22 protein-coding genes, 1 tRNA gene and 1 riboswitch are annotated in these 24,290 nt (G+C 62.0%); of the genes, 17 read left to right on the forward strand and 6 right to left on the reverse strand.

Translation table 11 applies throughout. The features are described from left to right. Positions 1-10 precede the first annotated feature (10 nt). The 10 genes from nuoN to IHQ72_RS17740 all read left to right on the forward strand — a co-directional run bounded on the left by nuoN (position 11) and on the right by IHQ72_RS17740 (position 10,671). Complete coding sequence (nuoN, locus tag IHQ72_RS17695) at positions 11-1,447, forward strand: NADH-quinone oxidoreductase subunit NuoN (RefSeq protein ID WP_258123612.1); 1,437 nt, start codon at positions 11-13, stop codon at positions 1,445-1,447. Between the two features lie 4 nt (positions 1,448-1,451). Further along, positions 1,452-2,288, forward strand: a complete 837-nt coding sequence (locus IHQ72_RS17700; protein WP_258123613.1) for a biotin--[acetyl-CoA-carboxylase] ligase — start codon at positions 1,452-1,454, stop codon at positions 2,286-2,288. Positions 2,289-2,338: 50 nt separating this feature from the next. Continuing rightward, on the forward strand, positions 2,339-4,009 hold the full coding sequence (locus IHQ72_RS17705) for a ribonuclease J (RefSeq protein WP_258123614.1): 1,671 nt from the start codon (positions 2,339-2,341) through the stop codon (positions 4,007-4,009). Positions 4,010-4,106: 97 nt separating this feature from the next. After that, positions 4,107-4,511: a methylmalonyl-CoA epimerase gene (gene mce, locus IHQ72_RS17710; protein ID WP_095494636.1), complete on the forward strand. Its 405-nt coding sequence runs from the start codon at positions 4,107-4,109 to the stop codon at positions 4,509-4,511. Then, positions 4,508-4,792, forward strand: a complete 285-nt coding sequence (locus IHQ72_RS17715) for a DUF1467 family protein (protein WP_258123615.1) — start codon at positions 4,508-4,510, stop codon at positions 4,790-4,792. The genes mce and IHQ72_RS17715 overlap by 4 nt, the downstream gene beginning before the upstream one ends. A gap of 525 nt (positions 4,793-5,317) precedes the next feature. After that, positions 5,318-6,646, forward strand: a complete 1,329-nt coding sequence (gene proS / locus IHQ72_RS17720) for a proline--tRNA ligase (protein WP_258123616.1) — start codon at positions 5,318-5,320, stop codon at positions 6,644-6,646. Then, positions 6,643-7,929: a lipoprotein-releasing ABC transporter permease subunit gene (locus IHQ72_RS17725; RefSeq protein WP_258123617.1), complete on the forward strand. Its 1,287-nt coding sequence runs from the start codon at positions 6,643-6,645 to the stop codon at positions 7,927-7,929. The genes proS and IHQ72_RS17725 overlap by 4 nt, the downstream gene beginning before the upstream one ends. Further along, positions 7,926-8,609: an ABC transporter ATP-binding protein gene (locus tag IHQ72_RS17730; protein WP_174654574.1), complete on the forward strand. Its 684-nt coding sequence runs from the start codon at positions 7,926-7,928 to the stop codon at positions 8,607-8,609. The genes IHQ72_RS17725 and IHQ72_RS17730 overlap by 4 nt, the downstream gene beginning before the upstream one ends. A 238-nt stretch (positions 8,610-8,847) precedes the next feature. Continuing rightward, entirely contained in the window at positions 8,848-9,594 is a 747-nt protein-coding gene (locus tag IHQ72_RS17735; protein WP_258123619.1) for an SDR family oxidoreductase, read from the forward strand. Between the two features lie 42 nt (positions 9,595-9,636). Next, positions 9,637-10,671 (forward strand): RNA polymerase subunit sigma-70, encoded by a 1,035-nt coding sequence (locus tag IHQ72_RS17740; protein WP_258123620.1) that lies wholly within the window; start codon positions 9,637-9,639, stop codon positions 10,669-10,671. A gap of 368 nt (positions 10,672-11,039) precedes the next feature. On the opposite strand, the gene lipB is transcribed toward IHQ72_RS17740, so the two are convergent. Next, positions 11,040-11,783 carry a lipoyl(octanoyl) transferase LipB gene (lipB, locus tag IHQ72_RS17745; RefSeq protein ID WP_258123621.1) on the reverse strand — a complete coding sequence of 248 codons (744 nt, stop codon included), beginning with the start codon at positions 11,781-11,783 and terminating at the stop codon, positions 11,040-11,042. Positions 11,784-12,065: 282 nt separating this feature from the next. Between lipB and IHQ72_RS17750 the strand changes: the two genes are divergently transcribed. Continuing rightward, a tRNA-Leu gene (locus IHQ72_RS17750) sits at positions 12,066-12,150 on the forward strand. Between the two features lie 277 nt (positions 12,151-12,427). Here IHQ72_RS17750 and IHQ72_RS17755 read toward each other — a convergent pair. Next, positions 12,428-13,357, reverse strand: a complete 930-nt coding sequence (locus IHQ72_RS17755; protein WP_258123623.1) for a dihydrodipicolinate synthase family protein — start codon at positions 13,355-13,357, stop codon at positions 12,428-12,430. Positions 13,358-13,567: 210 nt separating this feature from the next. On the opposite strand from IHQ72_RS17755, the gene IHQ72_RS17760 reads away from it, so the two are divergent. Together IHQ72_RS17760 and IHQ72_RS17765 are read left to right on the forward strand one after the other, a co-directional pair. Beyond that, positions 13,568-14,536 carry a phosphatase PAP2 family protein gene (locus IHQ72_RS17760; protein ID WP_258123624.1) on the forward strand — a complete coding sequence of 323 codons (969 nt, stop codon included), beginning with the start codon at positions 13,568-13,570 and terminating at the stop codon, positions 14,534-14,536. A 332-nt stretch (positions 14,537-14,868) separates the two neighbouring features. Further along, the gene (locus tag IHQ72_RS17765) at positions 14,869-16,581 is read left to right on the forward strand and encodes a GH32 C-terminal domain-containing protein (RefSeq protein ID WP_258123625.1); all 1,713 of its coding nucleotides are present in this window, start codon (positions 14,869-14,871) and stop codon (positions 16,579-16,581) included. 22 nt (positions 16,582-16,603) lie between these two features. Here IHQ72_RS17765 and IHQ72_RS17770 read toward each other — a convergent pair whose 3' ends face one another. Further along, positions 16,604-17,374 (reverse strand): HAD-IIB family hydrolase, encoded by a 771-nt coding sequence (locus IHQ72_RS17770; RefSeq protein WP_309508921.1) that lies wholly within the window; start codon positions 17,372-17,374, stop codon positions 16,604-16,606. After that, positions 17,356-18,693: a glycosyltransferase gene (locus IHQ72_RS17775; protein WP_258123627.1), complete on the reverse strand. Its 1,338-nt coding sequence runs from the start codon at positions 18,691-18,693 to the stop codon at positions 17,356-17,358. Before IHQ72_RS17775 ends, IHQ72_RS17770 begins: the two co-directional genes overlap by 19 nt. Before the next feature lie 554 nt (positions 18,694-19,247). Here IHQ72_RS17775 and mgtE point away from each other — a divergent pair. Together mgtE and IHQ72_RS17785 are read left to right on the forward strand one after the other, a co-directional pair. Continuing rightward, positions 19,248-20,666 carry a magnesium transporter gene (gene mgtE / locus IHQ72_RS17780; RefSeq protein WP_258123628.1) on the forward strand — a complete coding sequence of 473 codons (1,419 nt, stop codon included), beginning with the start codon at positions 19,248-19,250 and terminating at the stop codon, positions 20,664-20,666. A gap of 139 nt (positions 20,667-20,805) precedes the next feature. Then, the gene (locus IHQ72_RS17785; RefSeq protein ID WP_023685221.1) at positions 20,806-21,192 is read left to right on the forward strand and encodes a MerR family transcriptional regulator; all 387 of its coding nucleotides are present in this window, start codon (positions 20,806-20,808) and stop codon (positions 21,190-21,192) included. Positions 21,193-21,279: 87 nt separating this feature from the next. Here the strand turns inward: IHQ72_RS17785 and IHQ72_RS17790 are convergent, their stop codons facing one another. Together IHQ72_RS17790 and IHQ72_RS17795 are read right to left on the reverse strand one after the other, a co-directional pair. Beyond that, entirely contained in the window at positions 21,280-21,786 is a 507-nt protein-coding gene (locus IHQ72_RS17790; RefSeq protein WP_258123630.1) for a methyltransferase family protein, read from the reverse strand. Next, positions 21,783-22,775 carry an acetyltransferase domain-containing protein gene (locus tag IHQ72_RS17795; RefSeq protein WP_258123631.1) on the reverse strand — a complete coding sequence of 331 codons (993 nt, stop codon included), beginning with the start codon at positions 22,773-22,775 and terminating at the stop codon, positions 21,783-21,785. The genes IHQ72_RS17790 and IHQ72_RS17795 overlap by 4 nt, the downstream gene beginning before the upstream one ends. Positions 22,776-23,065: 290 nt before the next feature. Further along, a riboswitch (cobalamin riboswitch) is annotated at positions 23,066-23,262 on the forward strand. 37 nt (positions 23,263-23,299) lie between these two features. On the opposite strand from IHQ72_RS17795, the gene IHQ72_RS17800 reads away from it, so the two are divergent. Further along, complete coding sequence (locus IHQ72_RS17800) at positions 23,300-23,479, forward strand: CbtB domain-containing protein (protein WP_095494621.1); 180 nt, start codon at positions 23,300-23,302, stop codon at positions 23,477-23,479. A 15-nt stretch (positions 23,480-23,494) separates the two neighbouring features. After that, complete coding sequence (locus IHQ72_RS17805) at positions 23,495-24,271, forward strand: CbtA family protein (protein ID WP_258123632.1); 777 nt, start codon at positions 23,495-23,497, stop codon at positions 24,269-24,271. Positions 24,272-24,290: the final 19 nt, after the last annotated feature.

Consider the following 24,290-nt stretch of genomic DNA (forward strand, 5'->3'; position numbering starts at 1 on the left):
TTTGCGAACCATGACGCCGGACCTTCTCTCCAGCCTGTCGCTGTCGACACCAGAGCTGATCCTCGCAGTCGGCGCCCTGGCGCTGCTGATGCTCGGCGCCTATTCGCGCGCCAACACCACCACCACGGTGAGCGGCCTTGCCGTCGCCTTCCTGGTGGTTGCTGGCGTCTGGACGATCGTTTCCACCGGGCAGGGCAACGCTTACGGCGAAGCCTTCGTCCAGGATCCCTTCGCCCGTTTCATGAAGGTGCTGGCGCTGACCGGGTCGGCGGTGACGCTGGTCATGTCGATGCGCTTCGCCAAGGCGGAGCATTTCGATAAGTTCGAATATCCGGTGCTGATCCTGCTGTGCACGCTCGGCATGATGCTGATGATCTCGGCCAACGGCATGATCGGGCTTTATCTCGGCCTCGAACTGCAGTCGTTGGCGATCTATGTGCTGGCGGCGATCAACCGGGACAATCTGCGCTCGACCGAGGCGGGTTTGAAATATTTTGTCCTCGGCGCGCTGTCGTCGGGCATGCTGCTTTACGGCATCAGTCTCGTCTACGGCTACACCGGCAACACCGGGTTCCAGGAAATCGCCACGGCGCTGGGCGGCGGCGAGCGGCAGCTTGGACTCGTCTTCGGCCTGGTCTTTGTGCTGGCCGGTCTCGCCTTCAAGATATCGGCGGTGCCGTTCCACATGTGGACGCCCGACGTCTATGAAGGCGCGCCGACGCCGGTGACGGCCTTCCTCGCTGCGGCGCCGAAAATGGCGGCGATGGCGCTGATCGTGCGCGTCACCATGGGCGCGTTCAAGCCGATCGCCGCCGACTGGCAGCAGATCATCGTCTTCATCTCGATCGCCTCGATGGTGCTCGGCGCCTTCGCGGCTATCGGTCAGACCAACATCAAGCGGCTGATGGCCTATTCCTCCATCGGCCATATGGGCTACGCGCTGGTCGGCCTCGCCGCCAACAGCCAGGCCGGCGTGCGCGGCGTTGCTATCTACATGCTGATCTATCTGGTGATGACGCTCGGCACCTTCGCCTTCATCCTCGCCATGCGGCGCAAGGAGGGCAATGTCGAGCAGATCAGCGATCTCGCCGGCCTGTCGTCGACCAATCCGATCATGGCGACGATCCTGACCATCCTGATGTTCTCGCTGGCCGGCATCCCGCCGCTCGCCGGCTTCTGGGGGAAGTGGTACGTGTTCCTCGCCGCCATCAACGCCAACCTCTACGCGCTGGCGATCATCGGCGTGCTGGCCTCGGTGGTGGGCGCCTATTATTATCTGCGCATCATCAAGATCATGTGGTTCGACGAACCGGTCGGCGGCTTCGTGCCGATGGCGACCGAGCTTCGCGTCGTGCTCGGCGTCTGCGGCGCCTTCGTGCTGTTCTACGTGCTGATCGGCGGGCCGATCGGCACCTATGCCGAAGCCGCCGCCAAGACATTTTTCTGACGGGATGGCATTTCGGCTGGCTCCAACGGCGGCCTCGGAAGGGTTCCGGCTCGAGGCACACGACACGGTCGGCTCCACCAATGCGCTGGCGCTGGACCATGCGCGGGCGGGGGATCCGGGCAAGCTCTGGGTCGTTTCAAAAAAACAGGAAAGCGGGCGTGGCCGGCGAGGCCGGGTCTGGGCGACGCCCGAGGGCAATCTGGCGGCGACGCTGCTGGTCGTCACCAATGCCGAACTTCGCTTGGCCGCGACGCTCGGCTTCGTCGCCGGCCTGGCGCTGGCCGATGCGCTCGACGCCGTCGTGCCGAAGGGCCGGATCGCAATCGGCCTCGACGGCGGCAGCGATGGAAGAAACCGTTTCGAGCTGAAATGGCCAAACGATGTGCTCGCCTCCGGCGCCAAGCTAGCTGGCATCCTGCTGGAATCGGCGATACTCGAAGGCGATCGCTTCGCGGTGGCGGTGGGCATCGGTGTCAATGTTGTGGCTTATCCTGAGGATTTGCCTTATCCGGCGACATCGCTCAGCGCGCTGGGCGCTGCTTGCGATGCCGAGACGTTGTTTCTGGCGCTGTCGGATGCCTGGAGCGAGAATGCGCGGCTGTGGAATGATGGGCGCGGGCTTTCCGCCGTCAGGCGGCGCTGGCTGGCGCGCGCGGCAGGGCTTGGCGGGCAGGTTGCTGTCAGAATTGACGGTAATGTGGTGCGCGGCACGTTCGAGACCATTGACGAGGACTGCCGTTTCGTGATCCGCGACGATAAGGGTTCGGTTCTGACGATCGCCGCCGGCGATGTGCATTTCGGTGCAGTCGCGTCGGCCCAGTTTTTGACGGGTCAGGTTTGACAGGCCCCGTTTGGAAGGGCTTGGCTTGACCGGCCAGGAAAGGAAAGATCATGGCGACAGCGGAAAACGCCGAACTTGTCTTCGTGCCGCTCGGCGGCGTCGGCGAGATCGGCATGAACTTCGCCCTCTATGGCTACGGCCCGGCCAATGCGCGCGAATGGATCGTCGTCGATGTCGGTGTCACCTTTCCCGATGCCAGCCTGCCTGGCGTCGACCTGGTGCTGCCCGACACGCGCTTCATCGAGGAGAATATCGCCAACCTGCGCGGCATCGTCATCACGCACGCGCATGAGGACCATTACGGCGCGCTGCTCGACACATGGCCGAAGCTCAAGGCGCCGGTCTGGATGACGCCGTTCGGCGCCGGATTGCTGGAAGCCAAGCGGCAGGGCGAGCAGGGTGCACCGAAAATCCCGGTGACGATCTACCGCGCCGGCGAAAAATTCAGCGTCGGCCCGTTCGAGATCGAGGCCATCCCGGTCGCGCATTCGATCCCCGAACCGATGTCGCTGGCGATCACCTCGCCGGCCGGCACCGTCATCCACACCGGCGACTGGAAGATCGATCCGGCGCCGACGATCGGGCCGATGACCGACGAGGCCCGCTTCCGCGCCTATGGCGACAAGGGCGTGCTGGCGCTGATCTGCGATTCCACAAATGCGCTGCGGGAAGGGGAGTCGCCGTCGGAAGTGGCGGTGGGCGAGGGCCTCAAGGGCGTCATCCAGAGCGCCAAGGGCCGTGTCGCGGTCACCACTTTTTCCTCCAATGTCGGGCGCATCGTCTCCATCGCCAAGGCGGCACGCGATGCCGGCCGCCAGTGCCTGGTGCTCGGCCGCTCGCTGAAGCGCGTCATCGATGTTGCCGGCGAGCTCGGCTATATGGATGGGCTGCCCGAATTCATCGCCGAGGAGGACTTTGGCTTCATCCCGCGCGAAAACCTCGTCATCATCTGCACCGGCAGCCAGGGCGAGCCGCTTGCGGCCTTGGCAAAACTGTCGCGCGAGGAGATGAAATCGGTGTCGCTGACGGCAGGCGACACGGTGGTGTTTTCCTCGCGCACCATTCCCGGCAACGAGAAGGGCATCCTCGAGATCAAGAACCGCCTGATCGATCTCGGCATCAAGATCATCGAGGACGGCGATGCGCTGGTGCATGTCTCCGGCCATCCGCGCCGCAGCGAGTTGCGCAAGATGTATCAATGGGTGCGCCCGCAGATCGGCGTACCGGTGCATGGCGAGGCGGCGCATCTGGTGGCGCAGGGCTCGCTGATGTCGGTGTCGGGCATCGGCCAGGTGGCGCAGGTGCGCGACGGCGACATGCTGCGGCTCTACCCCGGTGCGGCGACGATCATCGACCAGGTGCCGTTCGGCCGCATCTACAAGGACGGCAGGCTGATCGGCACTGACCAGGCGATGGGCATTCGCGACCGGCGCAAGCTGTCCTTTGCCGGCCATGTCGCGGTCAATGTCGTGCTCGACGACAAATATGAGCTCGCCGGCGATCCCGATCTGGTCGCGATCGGCGTCGCCGAGGCCGACGCCCGCGGCGAGAGCCTGGAAGACCTGATGATCGATGCGGCAATCGGCGCCGTGGACTCCATCCCGCGTCAGCGCCGAAGAGATCTCGACCTCGTGCAGGAGGCAGTGCGCCGCGCCGTCCGCGGCGCCGCCAATGAAGCCTGGGGCAAGAAGCCGCTGGTGACGGTGTTCGTCACAAGGTAAGGGAATAGGGGAGTAGGGCAGTACGGCAGTAGGGGGAGAAAGTAGTTTTTCCCTACTCCCATGCTGCCCTATTGCCTTACTGCCCTGAGGAAAACCTATGCTCGGACGCCTGAACCATGTCGCGCTTGCCGTGCCGGATCTGGCCGCGGCGACAGCGGCCTATCGCGATACGCTCGGCGCTCGGGTGAGCGCGCCACAGGCGCTGCCGGAGCATGGCGTGACGGTGGTGTTCGTCGATGTCGGCAACACCAAGATCGAATTGCTGGAGCCGCTCGGCGAGGATTCGCCGATCGCGGCATTCCTCGAGAAGAACCCCTCGGGGGGCATGCATCATGTCTGCTACGAGGTCGACGACATTCTTGCCGCGCGTGATCACCTCAAGGCCAGCGGCGCCCGCGTCCTTGGCGACGCCGATCCGAAGATCGGCGCGCATGGCAAGCCGGTGCTGTTCCTGCATCCCAAGGATTTCTTCGGCACGCTGGTCGAACTGGAGCAAGCATGAGCTGGGTTTCGTTTCTCGCCCTGTTCTTCATCACATGGTGGGTAGTGCTGTTCGCCATCCTGCCGTTCAGTCTGAGGACGCAGGACGAGGATGACGACGTGACGCTGGGCACGGTACCCAGCGCGCCGCGCGGACCGCATATGCTGCGCGCCGTGCTGCGGACTACGATCGTCACGATGGTTCTTCTTGGCATCTTCTATGGCATTACGAGGGGGCTCGGCCTCGGCATCGACGACATCCCGCATATCGTACCGGATTTCAGCCAGAGACCCGAAAATTAGACCGCCGGGACGGCTGGCCACATCTTGCATGCGAGCACCAATCCGGTTCCGAACCCGCTGTGCTGACGCTAGGTAAAGTGGTTTATCAATTTGTCGTGCTAACCAAATGATTGCACAAAAAAAATGCAAGGCACGAGGCCTTGCAATTTAAACGCGTCCGATCTGTTTCCGGTGTCCGGCGGCAGCGAATAACCGCGCCTAGATCGCATCCTCCCAAGACTTTGACCGCGTAGGAGGGCAGATTTCTTTCCGCCCTCTCGGTTATCGGGGCACATTAGACCAAGGCGGGTGAAAATGTCACGCAGAATTTTGCCTGGAAATAAGCAATCTCGTGCTGCAGTGCACAATAGTATGGCAGGCGTTGCTTGCGAAACGACCAGCAAGGCGGATGAGGCACTGCGGACCCTTTGCGGCGTCCCGAGGGGCGGGTTTCCATTCCGTCATGAAATGGCTATGAAGCCGGGGCAAGCAAGCCTGCGCTGCGCCGATTCCGGTGCGGCAATCCTCTCTCTCACGGACCAGTCCATGCGTTTGTCGCGCTATTTCCTGCCTATCCTCAAAGAAAATCCGCGCGAGGCCGAAATCGTCTCGCACCGGCTGATGCTGCGCGCCGGCATGATCCGCCAGCAGGGGCAAGGCAGTTTTTCGTGGCTGCCGCTCGGCAAAAGGGTGCTGGACAAGGTCTGCCGCATCATTCGCGAGGAGCAGGACCGCGCCGGCGCGCTCGAGATCCTGATGCCGACCATCCAGTCCGCCGAGCTGTGGCGCGAAAGCGGCCGCTATGACGACTACGGCAAGGAGATGCTGCGCATCAAGGACCGGCAAGACCGGGACATGCTCTATGGACCGACCAACGAGGAGGTGGTCACCGAGATTTTCCGCGCCTATGTGAAGTCCTATAAGGATCTGCCGCTCAATCTCTATCACATCCAGTGGAAATTCCGCGACGAGGTGCGGCCGCGCTTCGGCGTCATGCGTTCGCGCGAGTTCCTGATGAAGGACGCCTATTCCTTCGATCTCGATTTCGAAGGCGCCAAGGCGGCCTATAACAGGATGTTCGTGTCCTATCTCAGGACGTTCACGCGCATGGGGCTGCAGGCAATCCCGATGCGTGCCGACACCGGGCCGATCGGCGGCGACCTCAGCCACGAATTCATCATCCTGGCCGACACCGGCGAGAGCCAGGTCTATTGCCATCGCGATTACCTCGCGCTTGATGTGCCGGGGGCGGACACCGACTTCTCCAACGATGCCGAGATCGGCGACATCGTCAAGGAATGGACGACGCCCTATGCCGCGACTGACGAGATGCACGACGAGGCGGCGTGGGAGAAGGTTGCGACGAGCGACCGGGTCTCGGCCCGCGGCATCGAGGTCGGCCACATCTTCCATTTCGGCGACAAATATTCGAAACCGATGGGCGCCAAGGTGACCGGGCCCGACGGCAAGGATCATTTTGTTTCCGGGGGTTCCTACGGCATCGGCCCGACGCGGCTAGTCGCGGCGATCATCGAGGCTAGCCATGACGACAACGGCATCATCTGGCCGGAGGCGGTGGCGCCTTTCGACATCGGCCTGATCAACATGAAAGCCGGCGACGCCGACTGCGACCGCGTCTGCGACGAACTCCATGCGGCGTTTGTCGCCGTCGGCAAGGACGTGCTCTACGACGACACCGACCAGCGGCCAGGCGGCAAGTTCGCCACCGCCGACCTGATCGGCCTGCCGTGGCAAGTGATCGTCGGGCCGCGCGGCGTGGCGGCCGGCGAGGTCGAGATCAAGAATCGTAGGACCGGCGAGCGTGAGACGCTGCCGATCGAGGAGGTGAAGAAACGCTTCGGTTTTGCCACATGAGCGAAGCGGCAGCAGCGAAACCCCCGGCCGCCGGACCTTTTTCCGTGTTCGAACGCATGGTCGCGTGGCGTTATCTGCGCTCGCGCCGCAAGGAGACGGTGATCTCCGTCATCGCCTCGATCTCCTTCCTCGGCATCATGCTGGGCGTCGCCACGCTGATCGTCGTGATGGCTGTCATGAACGGGTTTCGCGCCGAGCTCCTAACGCGCATCCTCGGCGTCAACGGCCATCTGATCGTGCAGCCGCTCGACATGCCGCTGGAGGACTATGCGCAGGTTGCCGGCCGCATCAACGGCGTGCCCGGCGTCCAATACGCCATTCCGCTGATCGACGGGCAGGTCCTGGCGCAAGGCAATATCGGCGGCGGATCAGGGGCGCTGGTGCGCGGCATACGCGGCGAAGATCTGGGCAAGATTTCAATCGTCGCCAGCAATATCAAGCAGGGCTCGATCGCCGGCTTCGACACAGGCGAGGGCGTCGCCATCGGCAGCCGCATGGCCGACAATCTCGGTCTTGTGCTCGGCGACACCATCACGCTTATCGCGCCCGACGGCGATGTGACGCCGCTCGGCACGACACCGCGCATGAAAGGCTATCCGGTCACGGCGATCTTCGAGGTCGGCATGTCAGAATATGACAGCTCCATCGTCTACATGCCGTTTTCGGAAGCGCAGCTCTATTTCAACATGGATGGCCGGGCTCAGGCGATCGAGATCTATGTCGACAATCCCGACAATGTCGATGCGCTGAAGCCGAAGGTCGAGGAGGCGTCGCAGCGGCCGATCACCATGGTCGACTGGCGAGAACGCAACAGGACTTTCTTCGATGCGCTGCAAGTGGAGCGCAATGTCATGTTCATGATCCTGACGCTGATCGTGCTGGTGGCGGCGCTCAACATCATTTCGGGCCTGATCATGCTGGTAAAGGACAAGGGCCACGACATCGCCATCCTGCGCACCATGGGCGCCACCCGGGGCGCGATCCTGCGCATATTCCTGATGACGGGCGCGGCGATTGGCGTAGTAGGCACCATCGCCGGGGTGCTGCTCGGCGTCGTAATCTGCCTGAACGTCGAGCGAATCCGCCAGTTCTTCTCCTGGCTGGCCGGCGAGAGGCTGTTCAATCCCGAGCTCTATTTCCTGAGCCAGCTGCCTGCCCGCATGGACGCCAGCGAGACGATCTCGGTGATCCTGATGGCGCTGGTGCTGTCGTTCCTGGCGACGCTGTTTCCGGCATGGCGCGCGGCCAGGCTCGATCCGGTCGAAGCGCTGAGGTACGAATGATGGCCGAGGCCATTATCGAGCTGAAGAGCGTCGAGCGGCACTATGTGCAGGGGCCGCGCAAGCTCACCATTCTCAACGGCGCCGATTTTTCGCTGAAGCGCGGCGAGATCGTGGCGCTGGTGGCGCCTTCGGGCACCGGCAAATCGACGCTGTTGCACACCGCCGGACTGCTGGAGCGGCCGGACGCCGGCGATGTCATTCTGGCCGGCCGCGCCTGCGGGCGGCTTTCCGACGACGAGCGCACGGCGATCCGGCGCAACGATGTCGGCTTCGTCTATCAGTTCCATCACCTGCTGCCGGAGTTCACGGCGCTGGAAAACATCATGATGCCGCAGCTGATAAAAGGCCTGACGCGCAAGGAGGCTGCCGAGCGGTCGGCGCAACTGCTCGACTACATGCAGATCGGCAAGCGCGCGCAGCACCGCCCCTCCGAACTGTCCGGCGGCGAGCAGCAGCGCGTCGCCATCGCGCGCGCCGTCGCCAATGCGCCGCTGGTGCTGCTTGCCGACGAGCCGACCGGCAACCTCGACCCGGTCACCGCCTCCTATGTGTTCGAGGCATTGGGAGCGCTGGTCCGGCAATCGGGGCTGGCGGCGCTGATCGCTACCCACAATCACGAGCTTGCCTCGCGCATGGACCGTCGCGTCACGCTGGCCGACGGCAAGGTTGTTCCGCTTTAGGGAGCTCGCACAGCGCTCCCCTTGTCGACGGCTTCGCTGCGGTCGCAAATGTGCGCCGCGCTGGCGGCAGGCCTGACGCGTCGCTGTCCGCTGCCCGTGCCCGACCGGGCTTAGCGCAGGCCCTGCCGATCGCCGTAGAAGATTTCTGACGTCGCACCGATGATTTCCGCCCGTCTGTGTTGTCCTGATCAATGGGCGCGCCTGGATGGTCCAGCGGCCCGGATAGCGAGGTGACCCCATGGGATCGTTACAAGGTCGGAATGTCGTCGTCGTTGGAGGGAGCCGTGGTGTCGGCCGCTCAATCGTAGAAGCCGCCTTCTGCGAGAGAGCGACGGTCATGGCTGTCGCCCGCGGCGAGCCGGGGCTGGCGCAATTTGCCTGGGAAGCTTCGGGCGTGAAGACGTTCGCGGTCGATGCAACCGTGGAGTCCGCCCCTGACGAGGTCTTCGCCGCGCTGGAGCCGGACGTCCTGGTGATCTGCGCGGGTGCCCTTGCCCCCTCCGCGCCCCTACATGAACAGAACTGGAAGGCGTTCTCCGCAAACTGGGAAACGGACGTCAAGGTATCGTTCCTGTTTTGCAAGGCCGCGCTCCGACGTCCGCTCAAACCGGGCGCCCGGATTGTTCTGATCTCCAGTGGCGCAGCGTTGACCGGGGGGCCACCGAATTCCGGCGGCTATGCCGGCGCAAAACGCATGCAGATGTTCCTGGCCCATCATAGCCAGAAGGAATCCGATCGGCTGGGCCTGGACCTGCGCTTCGTGGCGCTTGCGCCTATGCGCATCATGCCAGGGACCGGCGTGGGCAACGCCGGCATCGAGAGCATTTCGGCCTATATGGGGATCCGGCCCGCGGAGTTCATCGCCGGTTTGACCGACATGCAGACGCCAGCCGACGTGGGACGGGCGGTGGTGGCACTCGCCACCCAACAATTGCAAGGGTGTTCCTTCGCAGTGAGCGGGAGCGGGCTTGCGCCGGCGGGCTGAGGCGCGCGTAATGCAAACCGGACTCAAAATTGCCGGATCCGCATGACAGACGCCCAGGCACCTCTCAAGCCGATACGCCAGCCGGGCCAGCCGATCCTCGATCGGCTGGCCTTCGAGCAGTTCACGGTGGCCCATCGCCGGGAGCTCAAGCTCCATTGCTATCGCATGATGGGTTCGCTGCACGAGGCGGACGACCTCGTCCAGGACACGTTTCTGCGCGCCTGGCGTGCAAGGTCGGAGTTCGACGGGCGGGGTTCGATTCGCGGTTGGCTCTACACGATCGCGACCAACTCCTGCCTCAACGCCCTCAAGGCCAGGTCGAGGACGCGTCGCATTCTCCAGCAGCCCGGACGGCCGGCCTCCCACGGGCGCGCCACAGACGGGCCTGCAGCCGAGGTCACCTGGTTGGAGCCTTACCCGGATGCGGAGCTGCCAGGGCTCACTGATGGTGAGCCGGGTCCGGAAGCGCGGTACGAGACCCGCGAAGCCGTCCAGCTCGCCTTCGTCGCCGCGATCCAGGACCTGCCACCCAGGCAGCGCGCCGCCCTGCTGCTTTCCGACGTGCTGGGATGGTCGGCTGTCGAGACGGCGGGATTGCTGGGTGGATCGACAGCATCGATCAACAGCGCATTGCAGCGGGCCCGCGCAACCCTCGCGGCGCGATATCCTGAGGGACGTCCCATGCAGCGATCGAAGCCCGGCCGGGAAGAAGGCCTGCTGCTCGAACGTTACATGCAGGCCTGGCAGGCCGCCAATCTCGACAGCCTGATCGAGCTGCTGCGGGAGGACGCGACCTATCGCATGCCGCCCTGGCCGGAATGGTACCAAGGACGCGCAGCGATCCGCGGTTTCCTCGAGACCATCTGGGGTAACTTTGCGGGCTTCCGCACCATGGCAACCGGTGCCAATGCCCAGCCGGCAGTCGGTGTCTATTCCCGCAGCCACAATGACCCTGCGTGGCGAGCCCATTCCCTGCATGTGATCGAGCCCGCTGACGGCGGAATCGCGGCTCTGACGATCTATGTGCCGCCGCTCGGCCCGAAATTGTTTCCCGCCTTCGGCCTGCCGCCGGCCTAGCGTCTATATATGTTTAGAAGGCCTGGACTTCACATTCCCCAACGGGCCGACCGCGAGCCGCATTTTCCGGTCAGCGCGAGAACGGCGGCTCTCAACCTTTCCTTAACCCTGCCGAACTGAGCGCCCGGAATTTCGCGGCGCGCTCGGATTGCGGTCGTTGACATTCGAACAAAATTAGAACAAAATACGAACATACTGAAAACAGGAGAGCGTTATGACCGGTCTTGTTCAGGATGTCGTGTCACTGGTGTGCATGAGCACGTTTCTCATTTCCATGGCGATCTGGATCGGAGCGATGTGAGGCAGCGCGGCCCGTTCTTCACGGGGTGAGGGGCAGCGTCGGAGCTCGGTGGTTCAGCGCCGCTTTGTCAGCCGGCCCTGCGGGCCGTTTCGACAAGCAAAGGTGCCGCCGGTCCGAAGACATCCTCGAAGGCGGATTTCAGCGCGAGATCGAGGTCGGCCATCCCCAGGGGAAGGCCGAGGTCGACGAGACTGGTGACGCCGTAATCCTGCACGCCGCACGGCACGATGCCGCTGAAATGGCCGAGATCGGGCTCGACATTGATGGCGATGCCGTGAAAACTCACCCAGCGCCTCAGCCTGATGCCGATGGCGGCGATCTTGTCCTCGGCGAGCGATCCGTCGGGCAGGGCGGGGCGATCCGGCCGCACCACCCAGACGCCGACGCGGTCCTCGCGCCGTTCGCCGCGCACGTTGAAGGCGGCGAGGGTGCCGATGATCCATTGTTCAAGGGCCGCGACGAAAGCACGGACATCCTCGCGCCGCCGCTTCAGGTCGAGCATCACATAAGCGACCCGCTGGCCTGGCCCATGATAGGTGTATTCGCCGCCGCGCCCGGCCGCGAACACTGGGAAACGGTCCGGCTCGATCAGGTCCTCGATGCGGGCGCTGGTGCCGGCGGTGTAGAGCGGCGGGTGCTCGACCAGCCAGACCATCTCGCCGGCGGCGCCGCTTCGGATCGCTTCGGCACGCGTCTCCATCACGGCAAGCGCATCCGGATAGGCGGTGAGGCCGGGTTCGATCCGCCATTCGACCGGCGCCGAACCGGGCAGGGGCAGGAACGACGTGGCGATCTGGCTGCGTTCTGTCATGGTGTGTCTCGTCTAATGCGCGCCGCGTTTGAAGGGAACCGTGGGCGCGCTTTAGATTTTTGTTTTATGCATGTCGTTGTCCCAAAACCGCTGCGCACTTTTGGGCGACATGCATTAGCCTCACATATGGCGGCAATCGGCTGAAACGTCCAGTTCCGAGCGCGTTCCAACCCTTTGCAGGCTTATGGCGAATGCCGGGCAATTATTGCGCGACGCGCCCTTGTTTCGCCGGAAACGATTTGCTACACGCCGCGAGCCGGTTCGTTCCGGCTCCTACCACGTGCGGTCGTGGCGGAATTGGTAGACGCGCAGCGTTGAGGTCGCTGTGGGGCAACCCGTGGAAGTTCGAGTCTTCTCGACCGCACCAGTTTTTTCCAATAAACTATTATTTTTATTGCGCAATTTTTGTTTCACTGCGGCTCTTCCTGGAACTGTTTACGCAAACTGAAACACTGCGCGAACCTGCGGCTGGTTGGGCGCGGAATGCCGCGCACTAACCGCGTGGTTTGACCCCATCAAATGCCAGCTGCTTCAAAGACCGAACCGTGCCGCGAAGCGGACCATTGGGAAAGCGCGCTTTTCACGCAAGCGCTCACGCGGCTATCTATTGATGTGATTGCGCGGCAAATAGCCCGCTAGTTGCGTTATCTTGAGGCTTGTTTGCGGACACGACTTTCCAGCCGCGAAAGCAGGTAGTCGACCTCTTGTCTGGCCACCGCCGACAACGCACTGCCCGGCTTGCGCTGGGCGTCGGATGCGATGGCGCCGCGCTTCATCATCACATATTTGCGTACCGCAAGTCCCACACCGGGTTGCTGCTCATAGCGCAGATAGGGCAGGTGGGCGTCGAAAAGATCGTGCGCCTTGTCGCGCTCGCCGGCAGCAGACAGTTTCACCACGTCGACCAGCATATCGGGGAAGGCATAGCCGGTCATCGCGCCGTCGGCACCGCGCTCCATCTCGAAGTCGAGGAAGAGGCCGCCATTGCCGGTGAGGATGGACAGCGGCCGCAGCGAGCCGTCCTTCTGGAAGCCGCGCAGCGCGCTGATCTTCTCCAGGCCCGGCCAGTCCTCGTGCTTGAGCATGAAGCAGGCAGGGTTGTCGGTGACGATGCGGCGGATGACGGCCGGCGTCATGACGACCGAGAGGGTCAGCGGATAGTCCTGCAGCACGAAAGCAACATCCTCGCCGACCGCTTCGGATGCGTTGCGGAAATAGGTAACGATCTGGTCGTCGGTGCGCAGCGCCGGCGGCGGCGCAATCATCACGCCCTGCGCGCCAACCTCCATCGAGGCGCGCGCAAGGCTGCGCATGGCGGCGAAGCCAGGGGCGGAGACGCCGACGATGACCGGCAGCTTAGTGCGCGTCACGATACGCTTGACGATCTCGAGCGATTCGCCGGCGTCGAGCTTCGGGGCCTCGCCCATGATGCCGAGGATTGTCATTCCATCGACGCCGCAGCGCTCGTAAAAATCGACCATCGAATCAAGTGATTTCCAGTCGATCTTGCCATCCGCCTCGAACGGCGTCGGGGCAATGGTGTAGACACCTTTGGTGTCGGGACCGATGGCCATGAGATCCTCCTAAATTCAGCTTTTAGCATAGCGCGGGACCGACGGTCCGATCCAACCGGCGGTTGGTCCGGACGGGCGCGAAGTAACCGCATGGTAAGCTTGCTTCGCTATCACATAGACAATGCCACCGATGGCGTATTTGAATCTTGGTAAATTAGTATGTCCTTAACTATAGGGGTGGGGGAATACAGTCCATCGACGAGATGGTCATTGCGCCTTGCTTTCTTTGTAACAATCTACGTGGCATGCGCGTCTGCACTAAGTCCACAGTCTTTCTTCCACCTAATCCTGGTTTACGCCCAGAAGTTCGCCGCCGGTATTCCGATCTTGTTTGTTGCTGGTGTCTGTTCCGCTGCGCTTATTTATGGTCGAGGAAAACCAACTCGCTACGCCGTAGATTTGGTCCGAGCGCGCTGGCGTGGCTGTTTGCTGGTGCTCCTGTTCTTCTTCGCCAGCTTGACCGCGTTCTCTACCTACAAGATGGCCATCCCGTCCGTCGTTCCATTCTATGCGGACAACTGGTTAGCCGATCTGGATGAATGGCTGCACGGGACAGCGCCGTGGGAACTCACGCACAAGCTCGACAGCAACACGTGGTCGATCGTCGTCTTCAACAGCTATGAGGTCATTTGGTTTTTCCAATGGTTCGGCACCATGCTTTTCGTGTCTCTCTGGTCGAACAAGATTGGCCGCATCCGCTACCTCTGGGCAGCCGCGCTGACGTTATCCATCCTCGGCACCATCTTGGCCTTGGCGCTGGCGTCGGTCGGACCGATCTACTACCACCAGTTTGTTGGTGAGGACCGCTTCAGCGGACTCAAGGTCGCCATGGACGGTCTCGACTATAGCCACATGGTGCGCGAGCCCGCTGCATATCTGCTGACGGCTTACCAGAGCGGCCGGCCAGACCTTGGCGGTGGCATCTCGGCCATGCCAAGCATGCACGTCGCCTTTGCCACACTGAATGCCTATCTGCTTTCTTCCCTCAATCTCTGGCTCGGTATTCTCGGTTGGATGTTCGCAGCCCTGATAATGTACGGTTCGGTATATACCGGATGGCACTACGCAGTTGACGGCTACGTCTCCATTATCGTGGTGTCGGTGATCTGGTGGGTGACCGGACGCCAGCCAGCGCAGATCGAGACACAGTTTGCGATACGCCAACCCATAGAAGGTTAGGTGCCTGGCAATGTCAGCCAGGGGCAACAGCGCTGGTTAACTGGGCGTCGCCCTCTGCATAAGGGACGACAAATCCGCGAGGTCGAAACTCGCGGAAAGAGAAGTCTTGCGCTGTCGGACAATGCAATCATGCTCTCCGGGCTATCATCCTTCTTCGGCCGCGAGATCAGGCGCGATCCGCGCAGCGATTGAAATCAAGAACTGTCGATCTGGGGAATGACTTTGCCAAAGTGAAAATCCAGCTTTAACCTTCTGCAACGCATTTCGAGGTTGAGAACCCGGTTTTGATACTCGATCTGCCTGGGAAAGCCGCACGAAACGGAGCCATCTTTATGAGTGACATCCAGGTGAGGATTGCGGGACGAGACACCATTCGAAGCCTGCATGCCGAGCTGCCTGTCAACGCCACCTTCCATATCTGGCTTAAGGCGACCAAGCCGGACGTTCCGGGCTCGCTGTCTTTTTCCAATGTCCGTGGCAAGTTCGGCGAGGTGAGCGTTACGAACGCCGAAGAGTATGAATTCAGAATTTTTCACGTCTTCGGCGGCGGCAGTGTCGAACTGGACTACGACACGGATCAAACCTCGGTATCGGTTGCCTACTGGTTCGCATTGGCCGACGTGCTGGAGACAGGTATTACAGTTCTCCACACCAATCCGGGAAATGCCCCGCCGAAGATCCCTGACAGCTATCATTTTCGCCCGCCGTTCGGCTGGATGAACGATCCAAACGGATTTGGCCGGTTTGGAGGTCGCCCACATCTCTTCTATCAGCATTACTCCCATGGACTTCGGTGGAACACGATGCATTGGGGCCACGCCGTATCTTCCGATTATTTGCGGTGGCGTCACATGCCTATCTTCCTGTTCCCATCGGAAGATCTTACCGCAAGGCCCGACAAACGGGGTGGTGCATATTCCGGCTCAGCCGTCTCGCTTGCCGATGGCCCGGGCATTCGCGTCTTTTTTACCGAGCAGGTACAGGACCGTATCCCGGAACAGCAAATCCAACTCACGGCCACTTCCAGCGACCTTATAATGGCGGGAAATGCGGACGTCATCCTGCCCTACCGCCCACTCGACGAGGGACTGACAGCGGATTTTCGCGACCCATACGTCTTCAGGGGGCCGGACGGCCTTTGGAAAATGCTGCTGGGCAGCCAGAGCGATGAAGGCGGCGTTGTCCTGCTCTACGAAACCCATGACCATACGGCCGCCACCGGCTGGACATATATCGGCAAGCTTCTGGTCGAGAAACACTATCGGACGACGGCGATCGAATGTCCCTGTCTGCTGCCGCTTGACGGGCCTGCGACCGATCCCGCGACGCGCTGGGTTCTAATTCTCGGGCTGATGAATAGTGAGGACCAGTCCACCCGGCGCAAGAACCTGACAATGGCCATTGTCGGCTGGTTCGATGGTCAGACCTTTGCCAAGGAATTCGAACAGGAACTGGACTTCGGGACGGATAATTACGCCTTCCAGGCCTTCGTCGACGGTGATGCCATTGTCGGTATAGGATGGCTTGCCAACTGGGCCGATACCGGACCGGCGATCGATTTCCCCACCGCCATGACCTTGCCTCGCAATATCCACCTGTCTGCAGGCGAGTTGCATACCCCGCCCATCGGAGCAGCCGAGAGCCTGCGGAGCCATATTCTAGACCGGACACGCCTCGCAGCCGGAGAACAGGTAAGCTTTATCAATGGCGCCGTCGAAATCCTGTTCGAGCTCGAAGAGCCGGGTGCCCATTTCCACCTGAAGCTGCATCATCCAAGTGTTCGCCTCGAGGTTGTTGTCGACGACGAGGGACTTGCCATTCGTCACGGAGACGATGCAGCGGAATCTCCTCACTACATTGCCAAGGGAGCCCGTCCAAAACGGCTGCGGATATTCCTCGACTACGGATCGATCGAAGTTTTCGCGGATCGCGGTCGTTGGGCTGGCACGAAGCGGATCAGCGGTTTTGAGCCTATACAATCGGCACGTCTCATCGCTGAAACGGGTGCCATTCTACACGCGACGGTATGGGCGCTCAAACCGTGACAAGGAGATCAATATTTCCGGCTCAGGATTGAGCGTCCGCAAACACCGACCAATGAGCGAGGCCTTCGACGACGCCAAGGGCGAACTTTTTCTTCGCGCTGTAAATCAGCGGGTTGTCCCGCGCCATGTCAAGCAGTTCGGGAAGGGCATTGGCAACGACAATCCCACGCGCACCCGGCAGGTCGAACATACTGCGATCGTTGTTGGTATCGCCGGCGACCACCACCTCATCCAGACCGATGCCGAGTTCATTGCAGAGCCAGGCCAGCGCCTGCCCCTTGTCTGCTGAACGCGGCAGGATGTCGAGATCGCGTCCACTCGAATAAATCATCGTCACTGACAGGCCGGCCTCGGCCAGAGCGCGCTCGATGCTGGCAAGGGCTTCCGGACTTGCGTCGTGCAGGTACCAACTCGATTTGAAGGCGTGTTGATAGCCGTCGGGTTGGCGGACGGTGTCTTCGAGCGATCCGAGCACCGCATCGACCTTTTCAAGAGACCAGCCTTCCGAAAACCTCTGGGTAAAATGCCCGAGGCGCGAGGTGTGCCGCGGACCGGCGAGCATCGTGCCGACACCCCCGATCACGTAGTCCGGCGCTGGCAGGCCGACTTTGTCGACGAAGTTCAAAATGTCGTCGGCCAGACGACCGCTGTTGTAGACGAGAACCGGCCGGTGCTCGGGGTCGAGCGCTTCCCATTTGGAACGGAAGCGTGATGTCGCCGGCGCATCGCCTGCCAGGGTCCCGTCGAGGTCACTCGATAGAAGCGCGATCGGTTTCAATCGCCGTCGTTCCACGGCTCGTCCCAATCATGGTCGTCGACCGCCTTCAGCACCGGACGTCCTTCGACAAGGCTGACAAGCTGCTGCGCGATACCTGTCCAGGTGAACAGGCTGCGCGCCTTGTGCGCACCCATGCGGCCCAGTCGGCCGTAGAGGCGCTGGTGCTTCATAGGCTTGACGATCGTGATGCCGAGGTCTTCCTTGTCGAACGGATCGCCAAAAAGCGCGTGCCGGCCATAGCTGATCCCGCGATAGAGGCCGCCATGGATCGTAACCACGGTCGGCGTCCCGCAGGCCATCGCCTCGATCGCGGTCATGCCGAACGGCTCGTAGCGACTCGACAGGACGAACATGTCTGCCGCCCGATAAGTGTCGGCCAGATCCTCGTCGGCAACATAGCCTGAGAAGACGACACGATCCTGCAAGCCTAGCTGTTCAACCTGTTCCTTGAGCTGGTTCAGGATCTTCTGCTCCTGCTCGTCCATGTTCTCGCCGCCGACAGCGAGCCTCAGGACCGCATCCGGCACACGCGGCGCCACAACGGAAAACGCATCGATCAGCAGGTCGTAGCCCTTGTTGGTGGCGAGCCGGCCGAGCGCCAGGATCGTTCGCCCCTCGAAGCCGAGCCGATGGCGGATCAACCGGCGAGACGCCTCGCTGACGGGGAAGAACCGGTTGTCGTCGTAACCGGGCGGGATCATGTGCACGCGGTCGCGCTCGAGACTGTAGTCCTCGACCAGCATATCCACCTGCGGCGGCGTTGTTGCGATCACCATGGCGCAGCTTCGAAAGATGATCGTCTCGTGCTTTATGCGCTCGGTGAAATTGAACTCGGCCTCGAATGTATCGGCCTTGTCCGGGTAGTCCGTCTTCATCTGGCGCTGCTTCCATATGCCGAGCGAATGCGGCGTATGGATGTGCGGGATCGTGAGCGCTTCCGACAGTCGCTGCCCCGCCACGCCCGCATCCCAGTAATGACTGTTGATGAAGTCGTAGGAGAGGTTTTCCCTGCGAATCAGGCGCAGCGCGTTTTCACACCATTCCAGAAGGTGGCGGTGAAGATATTCCTTCGGAATAAAATCGGGTCCGCCACAGGCGACACGCAGAACGCGAACCCCGTCTGCCACCTCATCGACAGGAGGCTGGTCTTCAAATCGCCGCGTCCAGATATCGACGGCATAGCCCAACTGGGCCAGCTTTTTGGCAAGTTCCAGGACGTAGACCACCTGTCCGCCGGTATCAGCCGCGCCGAGTGGTGGGTTGGCAGCTACGTAGCCGTGGGTTGAAATGAGTGCAATTCGAGGTTTCGCCGCATCCGAGTTGACGTCCGGCATCTGTATCCTTCTCTACGATTCTGCACGCCCACAGTCGAAAGCGTGCGCCAATTCATAACTATAAGGATTCCACCCCGCATCCGCAAATTCCGAGCACGCGCTCAGGTCAACGCATTTGACGTGATGGTAAGGCAAACCGGCTCTGTCGCATATTTCGGTCACCGAGTTGCCTGGAATCGACGTTCGACGGTTCTTCGAGGATTTACGGTATCCAACGGCTGCCATTTCGATCAGTCTGTCATCCCTTGCGCCCGTTGGTCTCTGACCTCATGGGCTGAGCCTTCGCGTCCTTGAGGAGAGGGCCGAGTGCGGCATCATCGTCTGTCCGGCGATCCGGTTGCACCAGCCTTCGCTCCGCGGCGGGGAAGGGTGCATTTCGTTTGATATTCCCGCGCGTTGCGCCATAGAGAGGCTGACTCTCAGGTCGAATCGTGCCGCCGCTCTATCTTTGTGTTTGAGCATCGGATTTTTCCCAAAACCGGTTTCCACTTCTGGGTCCAATGTTCTAGACGTGACAGGCACCTTTTCCGGAATTCTGATGGCGGGAGGCGCAGGTGGAAGGCCAGGACGAACAGACGACCGGCGCCAGGGCCGCTGAGGGCAGCCATGCCGACATTTACGGCGAGGACGGCGCCATTCTGTCGTCGTTCCTTGCCCAGATCGGCGCCGCGATCGCCGACCGCGACACGCTGACGCTGAAGCGTGAAGTCGACGACCTGCACCAATCGGAACTCGGCGATCTGCTCGAGGCGCTTCATCCCGAACAGCGCCGCGCGCTGGTCGAACTGTTGGGCGTCGACTTCGATTTTTCCGCGCTGACCGAGGTCGACGAGGCGATCCGCCGCGACATCGTCGACAGCCTGCCCAACGCACAGATTGCCCAGGGGGTGCAGGACCTCGATTCCGACGACGCGGTCTACATTCTCGAGGATCTCGAAAAGGAAGACCAGGACGAGATCCTGTCGCAACTGCCCTTCACCGAGCGGATCAGGCTGCGCCGCTCGCTCGACTATCCCGAAGAGACGGCCGGCCGCCGCATGCAGACGGAGTTCGTCGCGGTGCCGCCGTTCTGGACGATCGGCCAGACCATCGACTACATGCGCGAGGACCAGAACCTTCCCGACCGCTTCAGCCAGATTTTCGTCATCGATCCAAGCTTCAAGCTGCTCGGCGCCATCGACCTCGACCAGATCCTGCGCACCAAGCGTTCGGTCAAGGTCGAAGAGGTCATGCATGAGACCAGGCACGCCATTCCGGCCACGATGGACCAGGAAGAGGCGGCGCGCGAATTCGAACAATACGACCTTCTCTCCGCCGCCGTCGTCGACGAGAACGAGCGGCTGGTCGGCGTGCTGACCATCGACGACGTGGTCGACGTCATCCAGCAGGAGGCCGAGGAGGATCTGCTGCGCATGGGTGGTGTCGGCGACGAAGAACTGTCCGACAGCATCCTTTCGACCTCGCGCTCGCGGGTTCCGTGGCTGCTCGTCAATCTGTTGACGGCTTTCCTGGCGGCGTCGGTGATCGGCCTGTTCGACCGCACGATCGAGCACATCGTGGCGCTGGCCGTGCTGATGCCGATCGTGGCGGGCATGGGCGGCAATGCCGGCTCGCAGACCATGACAGTCACGGTGCGGGCGCTGGCGACGAGGGACCTCGACATCTACAATGCCGGCCGCATCATCCGTCGCGAGATGGGGGTGGGCTCCATCAACGGCATCATCTTCGCCATCCTGATCGGCATCGTCGCGGCTGCCTGGTTCCGCGATCCCAACCTGGGCGGCATCATCGCAGCGGCGATGATCATCAACATGTTCGTGGCCGCACTGGCCGGCATCCTGATCCCGCTGCTGCTCGACCGGTTGAAGATCGACCCGGCCGTGGCTTCTGCGGTTTTCGTCACGACGGTCACCGACGTCGTCGGCTTCTTTGCCTTTCTCGGCCTCGCCACATGGTGGTTCGGCGTGCGCTGAGCGATACCCTCTCAATTGACTTTTACGTAAATGCCATGCGAGATTTTCGAACTGCCTGTCGGCCGATTCTGACACGCGTCTGGACGATAGCGAGGCCGCATGGTTGAACTCGCAGCGCGGCCGGGCATTTGGAGTGATGATGCGGGAATATTATTCGATCACCGAACTGACCCGCGAATTCGATGTTTCGACGCGGACGCTGCGCTTCTACGAGGACGAAGGACTGGTGCAGCCGGTTCGGCGCGGCCGCACGCGGCTGTTTCGCCCGTCGGACCGGCATCTCATCCGCCAGATCATGCGCGGCAAAAGGCTCGGCTTTTCGATCAACGAAATCCGCGAAATCATCCAGATGTACAAGGAGCCGCCCGGGGAGGTCGGTCAACTCAACCTGATGATCAAGCGCATCGAGGAAAAGCGCGAGGATCTGCGCCAGAAGCGCCGCGATCTCGAAGAGACCTTGGCCGAACTCGACCAGGCCGAGGAATCCTGCGTCGAGCGATTGGTGGAACTCGGCGTCAACACCTGAGCGGCCTTTTTGATAATTCTACTCTGGCGGCCAGCTAGCGTGGTTTTCTGCCAGAGCGAATTCTTAAAAAAGACCTCGCCGCACGCCTCAAATCCAGCGCCGCACCTTTTTCGCGTAATCCCGGTATTTCTTGCCGAATTTCGCTGCCAGAACTTTTTCCTCGCCCTCGATAGCCATCTTCTGCGTTGCGAAGGCGGCGATGATCGCCAGCGGCAGGAACCATACGATCCCGGAGATAAGGGCGACGCCGATCAGCAGCAGCGTGTTGGCCAGATATATCGGGTTGCGGCTGACGGCGAAGGGGCCAGATGTGACCAGGTGATCTGGTACGGCGTTTGGGTGGAGCGTCGTCTTTGCCTGGATCATGGTGCGGATCGCCGTGAACCAGAGTGTGACGACGCCGAACAATGCCACCCAGCCGGCGGCGAACAGGATGTCGCCCAAAAGGCCGCCGATCCATGGCAGCGGATAGAGCAAGCCAAGCGCGACGCTGACGGCGATGGCCGCGACATAGATCAGCGGCGGCCAGGGTATAACCCCCGGTTTCGGCTGCCCCGGTTTCTGTTGCCCAGATTTCTGTTGATGGTCGGTCATTGTGCTCCTCCCTCCATCAAAGTGCTGTCGGCTTTGGCAGTGCAGGCGCCGGCGAGCTCGTCGAGATGTGCCTTCCATTCCGCAGCCTGGTCGTTGCGGTAGAGCCGATCAAGCGTGGCCTCGCCCTCGAGTGTATCGAGCATGCACACACAATAGCTGGAGCAGAACTCCGTGTCGCGCGATTGCTCGCACGAAGTCTGGCATTCTTTCAGGAAGGTGACCTGCCTGGTCTCGACCGGTGCCGGCATGACTTGCGAAAAAAGCCAGATCGATCCGATCAGCACCGGCTGGTGGATCAGATAGAAGGCGAGGCTGTGCCGGCCGATAAAGACCAGCGGATTTGTCCAGCGGCCGGGCGTCAGGCCCGCCAACCGCGCCAGCAGGCCGGAAGCGGAGGCGAGTTTTGCCGTCGCGATGCCCGTAAGCACGGCGCCGAACCATGGAAACAGCGGGACATAATCGTTGGAGCGCGGATTGGTTGCCGACAGGCCGACCCACCACAGGGCCGGATGATCGAAGATCTCGGACCTGAGGTAGAGCGGTGCGGTGATGACGAAAGCCGCGACAACCAGCGTCAGCAGCGCCGGCAGCCGCAGGAACGTGAGGCCGAGCAGGCTGGCGAGCGCGATCTCGTGCAGGATGCCGAAGAAGATGAAACTGTCGGGCGTGGCAAGCCTTGTGGCGGCCGATATGGCGAGCGCCGCCCCGGCGACCATGGCGAAGCGTTTCCAGAAGCCGCTCCAGCGGATCTGTTTGCCATGGGCAAGGAACAGGCTGACGCCGACCAGGAACAGGAAGGTCGAAGCGATGCAGCGCGCGTAGAATTTCCACCAGCCGAAGGCGGTCAGGCCGGGATCGGTGTAGCCGAAGAATTCGAGATCCCAGGTGAAATGGTAGCTCGCCATGGCTAGCAAGGCGAAGCCGCGTGCGACGTCGATGGAGATGATGCGCTTGGATCGGTCCTGAACGGCCGGCGTAGGAATGCTCATGATCTCGCAATCTGATTCAGCACTGCAAGACGACTATCATGGTTGCCCCGGACAAAAGAAGGCGGGCTATCGCCGGTACCGCCCCAAGGTTCGCTTTTAGCCCCGTTGAACCTCTGGATCGCAGCACTCCACGGCCGTGACCTTGGAGCGTTGAAGCGTTGAAGCGTTGAAGCGTTGAAGCGTTGAAGCGTTGAAGCAATCAGATCGTCTCATTGGAAGGCTGAAGCCAAGTGGCGCTTTCGCGCTGGTAGCTGGCGGAATTTGGTTTGCCGGGCGCAGCGATTCTGCCTATAGTCGCAGCCGTCGTCGGTTCCGTTTTGGAACCAAGAGGGAATGCGGTGAGGGCGAATTTTTTGCCCAATGCCGTGGCTGCCCCCGCAACTGTGTGCGGTAGTCCTCTCCATGTGCCACTGAAGAGTTTCTTCGGGAAGGTGGGGAAGGGCGCTGATCCGCGAGCCAGGAGACCTGCCGGCGACAGGAGAACTGACTTCTATGCCCTCGGGTGGAGGGCGAAAGGACAAGACATGAATACCGCTTCCGTCTCGCTCGGCGCTTCCGTCTCCTCGCAGTCGCGCTTCGTGCAGCTGGCGCTTGCTGCATTTCTCGGCATTTTCGTCATGGGCTTTGTCGGCTTCTCGCATATCGATGCGGTCCACAATGCCGCCCACGACTATCGCCATTCGATGGCGTTTCCCTGCCACTGACGAGGGGCTGACATCATGACACTGTTTCGCAACGTCGTGTTCATCGCGGCGATCGCAGGGCTTGTGGCTGGCGTCGTTCTCGCCTGCATGCAGGCCTTTGCCACCGTGCCGCTCATCCTCAAGGCGGAAGTCTACGAACAGGCCGGCGGTGGTCACACGCATGACCATACCGCGGCGCCCGCCGCGAACGCCACGGACGCCAATGCAATGAGCAGCGCCGAACCGGCCGAAGCTGCCGCTCCGGCTGCGGAAGACGAAGGCTGGGCGCCGGCCGACGGTTTTGAACGATTCGCCTTCAATGTCGTTGCCAACGTCGTCACCGGCATCGGCTTTGCGCTGATCCTGGTCGCCGCTTCGGAGTTCGCCGGCGGCATCGGCAATTGGCGTCAGGGCCTGTACTGGGGCCTTGCCGGCTTTGCGGTGTTCACGCTGGCTCCGAACCTCGGCCTGCCGCCCGAACTCCCGGCTATGCCGGCGGCCGATCTCACCCAGCGCCAGATATGGTGGACGGCGACGGTGGTGGCGACCGCGGCCGGTCTCGGGCTGCTCGCATTTCGCAAATCGCTGCCGCTGGCGCTGCTTGCCGTGGCGTTGATCGTGGCGCCGCATATCGTCGGCGCGCCGCAGCCCGACAGTTTCGAATCGCCGATCCCGGAAGGCCTGCACCACCAGTTCGTGGTGGCGGTGACGCTGACCAATCTGGTGTTCTGGCTGGTGCTCGGCGCCGTCGTCGGCGCGGTGCGCGGCCGCTTGACCGGCACCGCGACCGGCCTGCGCGACAGCTTTGCCTGATCCCGTTGCTCCCGGCGGG

Source organism: Mesorhizobium onobrychidis, assembly GCF_024707545.1.
Taxonomy (GTDB): domain Bacteria; phylum Pseudomonadota; class Alphaproteobacteria; order Rhizobiales; family Rhizobiaceae; genus Mesorhizobium; species Mesorhizobium onobrychidis.

Coding starts and splice junctions, on each gene's coding strand:
- nuoN (WP_258123612.1), top strand. CDS start 11: ATGACGCCGGACCTTCTCTCCAGCCTGTCGCTGTCGACACCAGAGCTG.
- IHQ72_RS17700 (WP_258123613.1), top strand. CDS start 1,452: ATGGCATTTCGGCTGGCTCCAACGGCGGCCTCGGAAGGGTTCCGGCTC.
- IHQ72_RS17705 (WP_258123614.1), top strand. CDS start 2,339: ATGGCGACAGCGGAAAACGCCGAACTTGTCTTCGTGCCGCTCGGCGGC.
- mce (WP_095494636.1), top strand. CDS start 4,107: ATGCTCGGACGCCTGAACCATGTCGCGCTTGCCGTGCCGGATCTGGCC.
- IHQ72_RS17715 (WP_258123615.1), top strand. CDS start 4,508: ATGAGCTGGGTTTCGTTTCTCGCCCTGTTCTTCATCACATGGTGGGTA.
- proS (WP_258123616.1), top strand. CDS start 5,318: ATGCGTTTGTCGCGCTATTTCCTGCCTATCCTCAAAGAAAATCCGCGC.
- IHQ72_RS17725 (WP_258123617.1), top strand. CDS start 6,643: ATGAGCGAAGCGGCAGCAGCGAAACCCCCGGCCGCCGGACCTTTTTCC.
- IHQ72_RS17730 (WP_174654574.1), top strand. CDS start 7,926: ATGATGGCCGAGGCCATTATCGAGCTGAAGAGCGTCGAGCGGCACTAT.
- IHQ72_RS17735 (WP_258123619.1), top strand. CDS start 8,848: ATGGGATCGTTACAAGGTCGGAATGTCGTCGTCGTTGGAGGGAGCCGT.
- IHQ72_RS17740 (WP_258123620.1), top strand. CDS start 9,637: ATGACAGACGCCCAGGCACCTCTCAAGCCGATACGCCAGCCGGGCCAG.
- lipB (WP_258123621.1), bottom strand. CDS start 11,783: ATGACAGAACGCAGCCAGATCGCCACGTCGTTCCTGCCCCTGCCCGGT.
- IHQ72_RS17755 (WP_258123623.1), bottom strand. CDS start 13,357: ATGGCCATCGGTCCCGACACCAAAGGTGTCTACACCATTGCCCCGACG.
- IHQ72_RS17765 (WP_258123625.1), top strand. CDS start 14,869: ATGAGTGACATCCAGGTGAGGATTGCGGGACGAGACACCATTCGAAGC.
- IHQ72_RS17775 (WP_258123627.1), bottom strand. CDS start 18,693: ATGCCGGACGTCAACTCGGATGCGGCGAAACCTCGAATTGCACTCATT.
- IHQ72_RS17785 (WP_023685221.1), top strand. CDS start 20,806: ATGCGGGAATATTATTCGATCACCGAACTGACCCGCGAATTCGATGTT.
- IHQ72_RS17790 (WP_258123630.1), bottom strand. CDS start 21,786: ATGACCGACCATCAACAGAAATCTGGGCAACAGAAACCGGGGCAGCCG.
- IHQ72_RS17795 (WP_258123631.1), bottom strand. CDS start 22,775: ATGAGCATTCCTACGCCGGCCGTTCAGGACCGATCCAAGCGCATCATC.
- IHQ72_RS17800 (WP_095494621.1), top strand. CDS start 23,300: ATGAATACCGCTTCCGTCTCGCTCGGCGCTTCCGTCTCCTCGCAGTCG.
- IHQ72_RS17805 (WP_258123632.1), top strand. CDS start 23,495: ATGACACTGTTTCGCAACGTCGTGTTCATCGCGGCGATCGCAGGGCTT.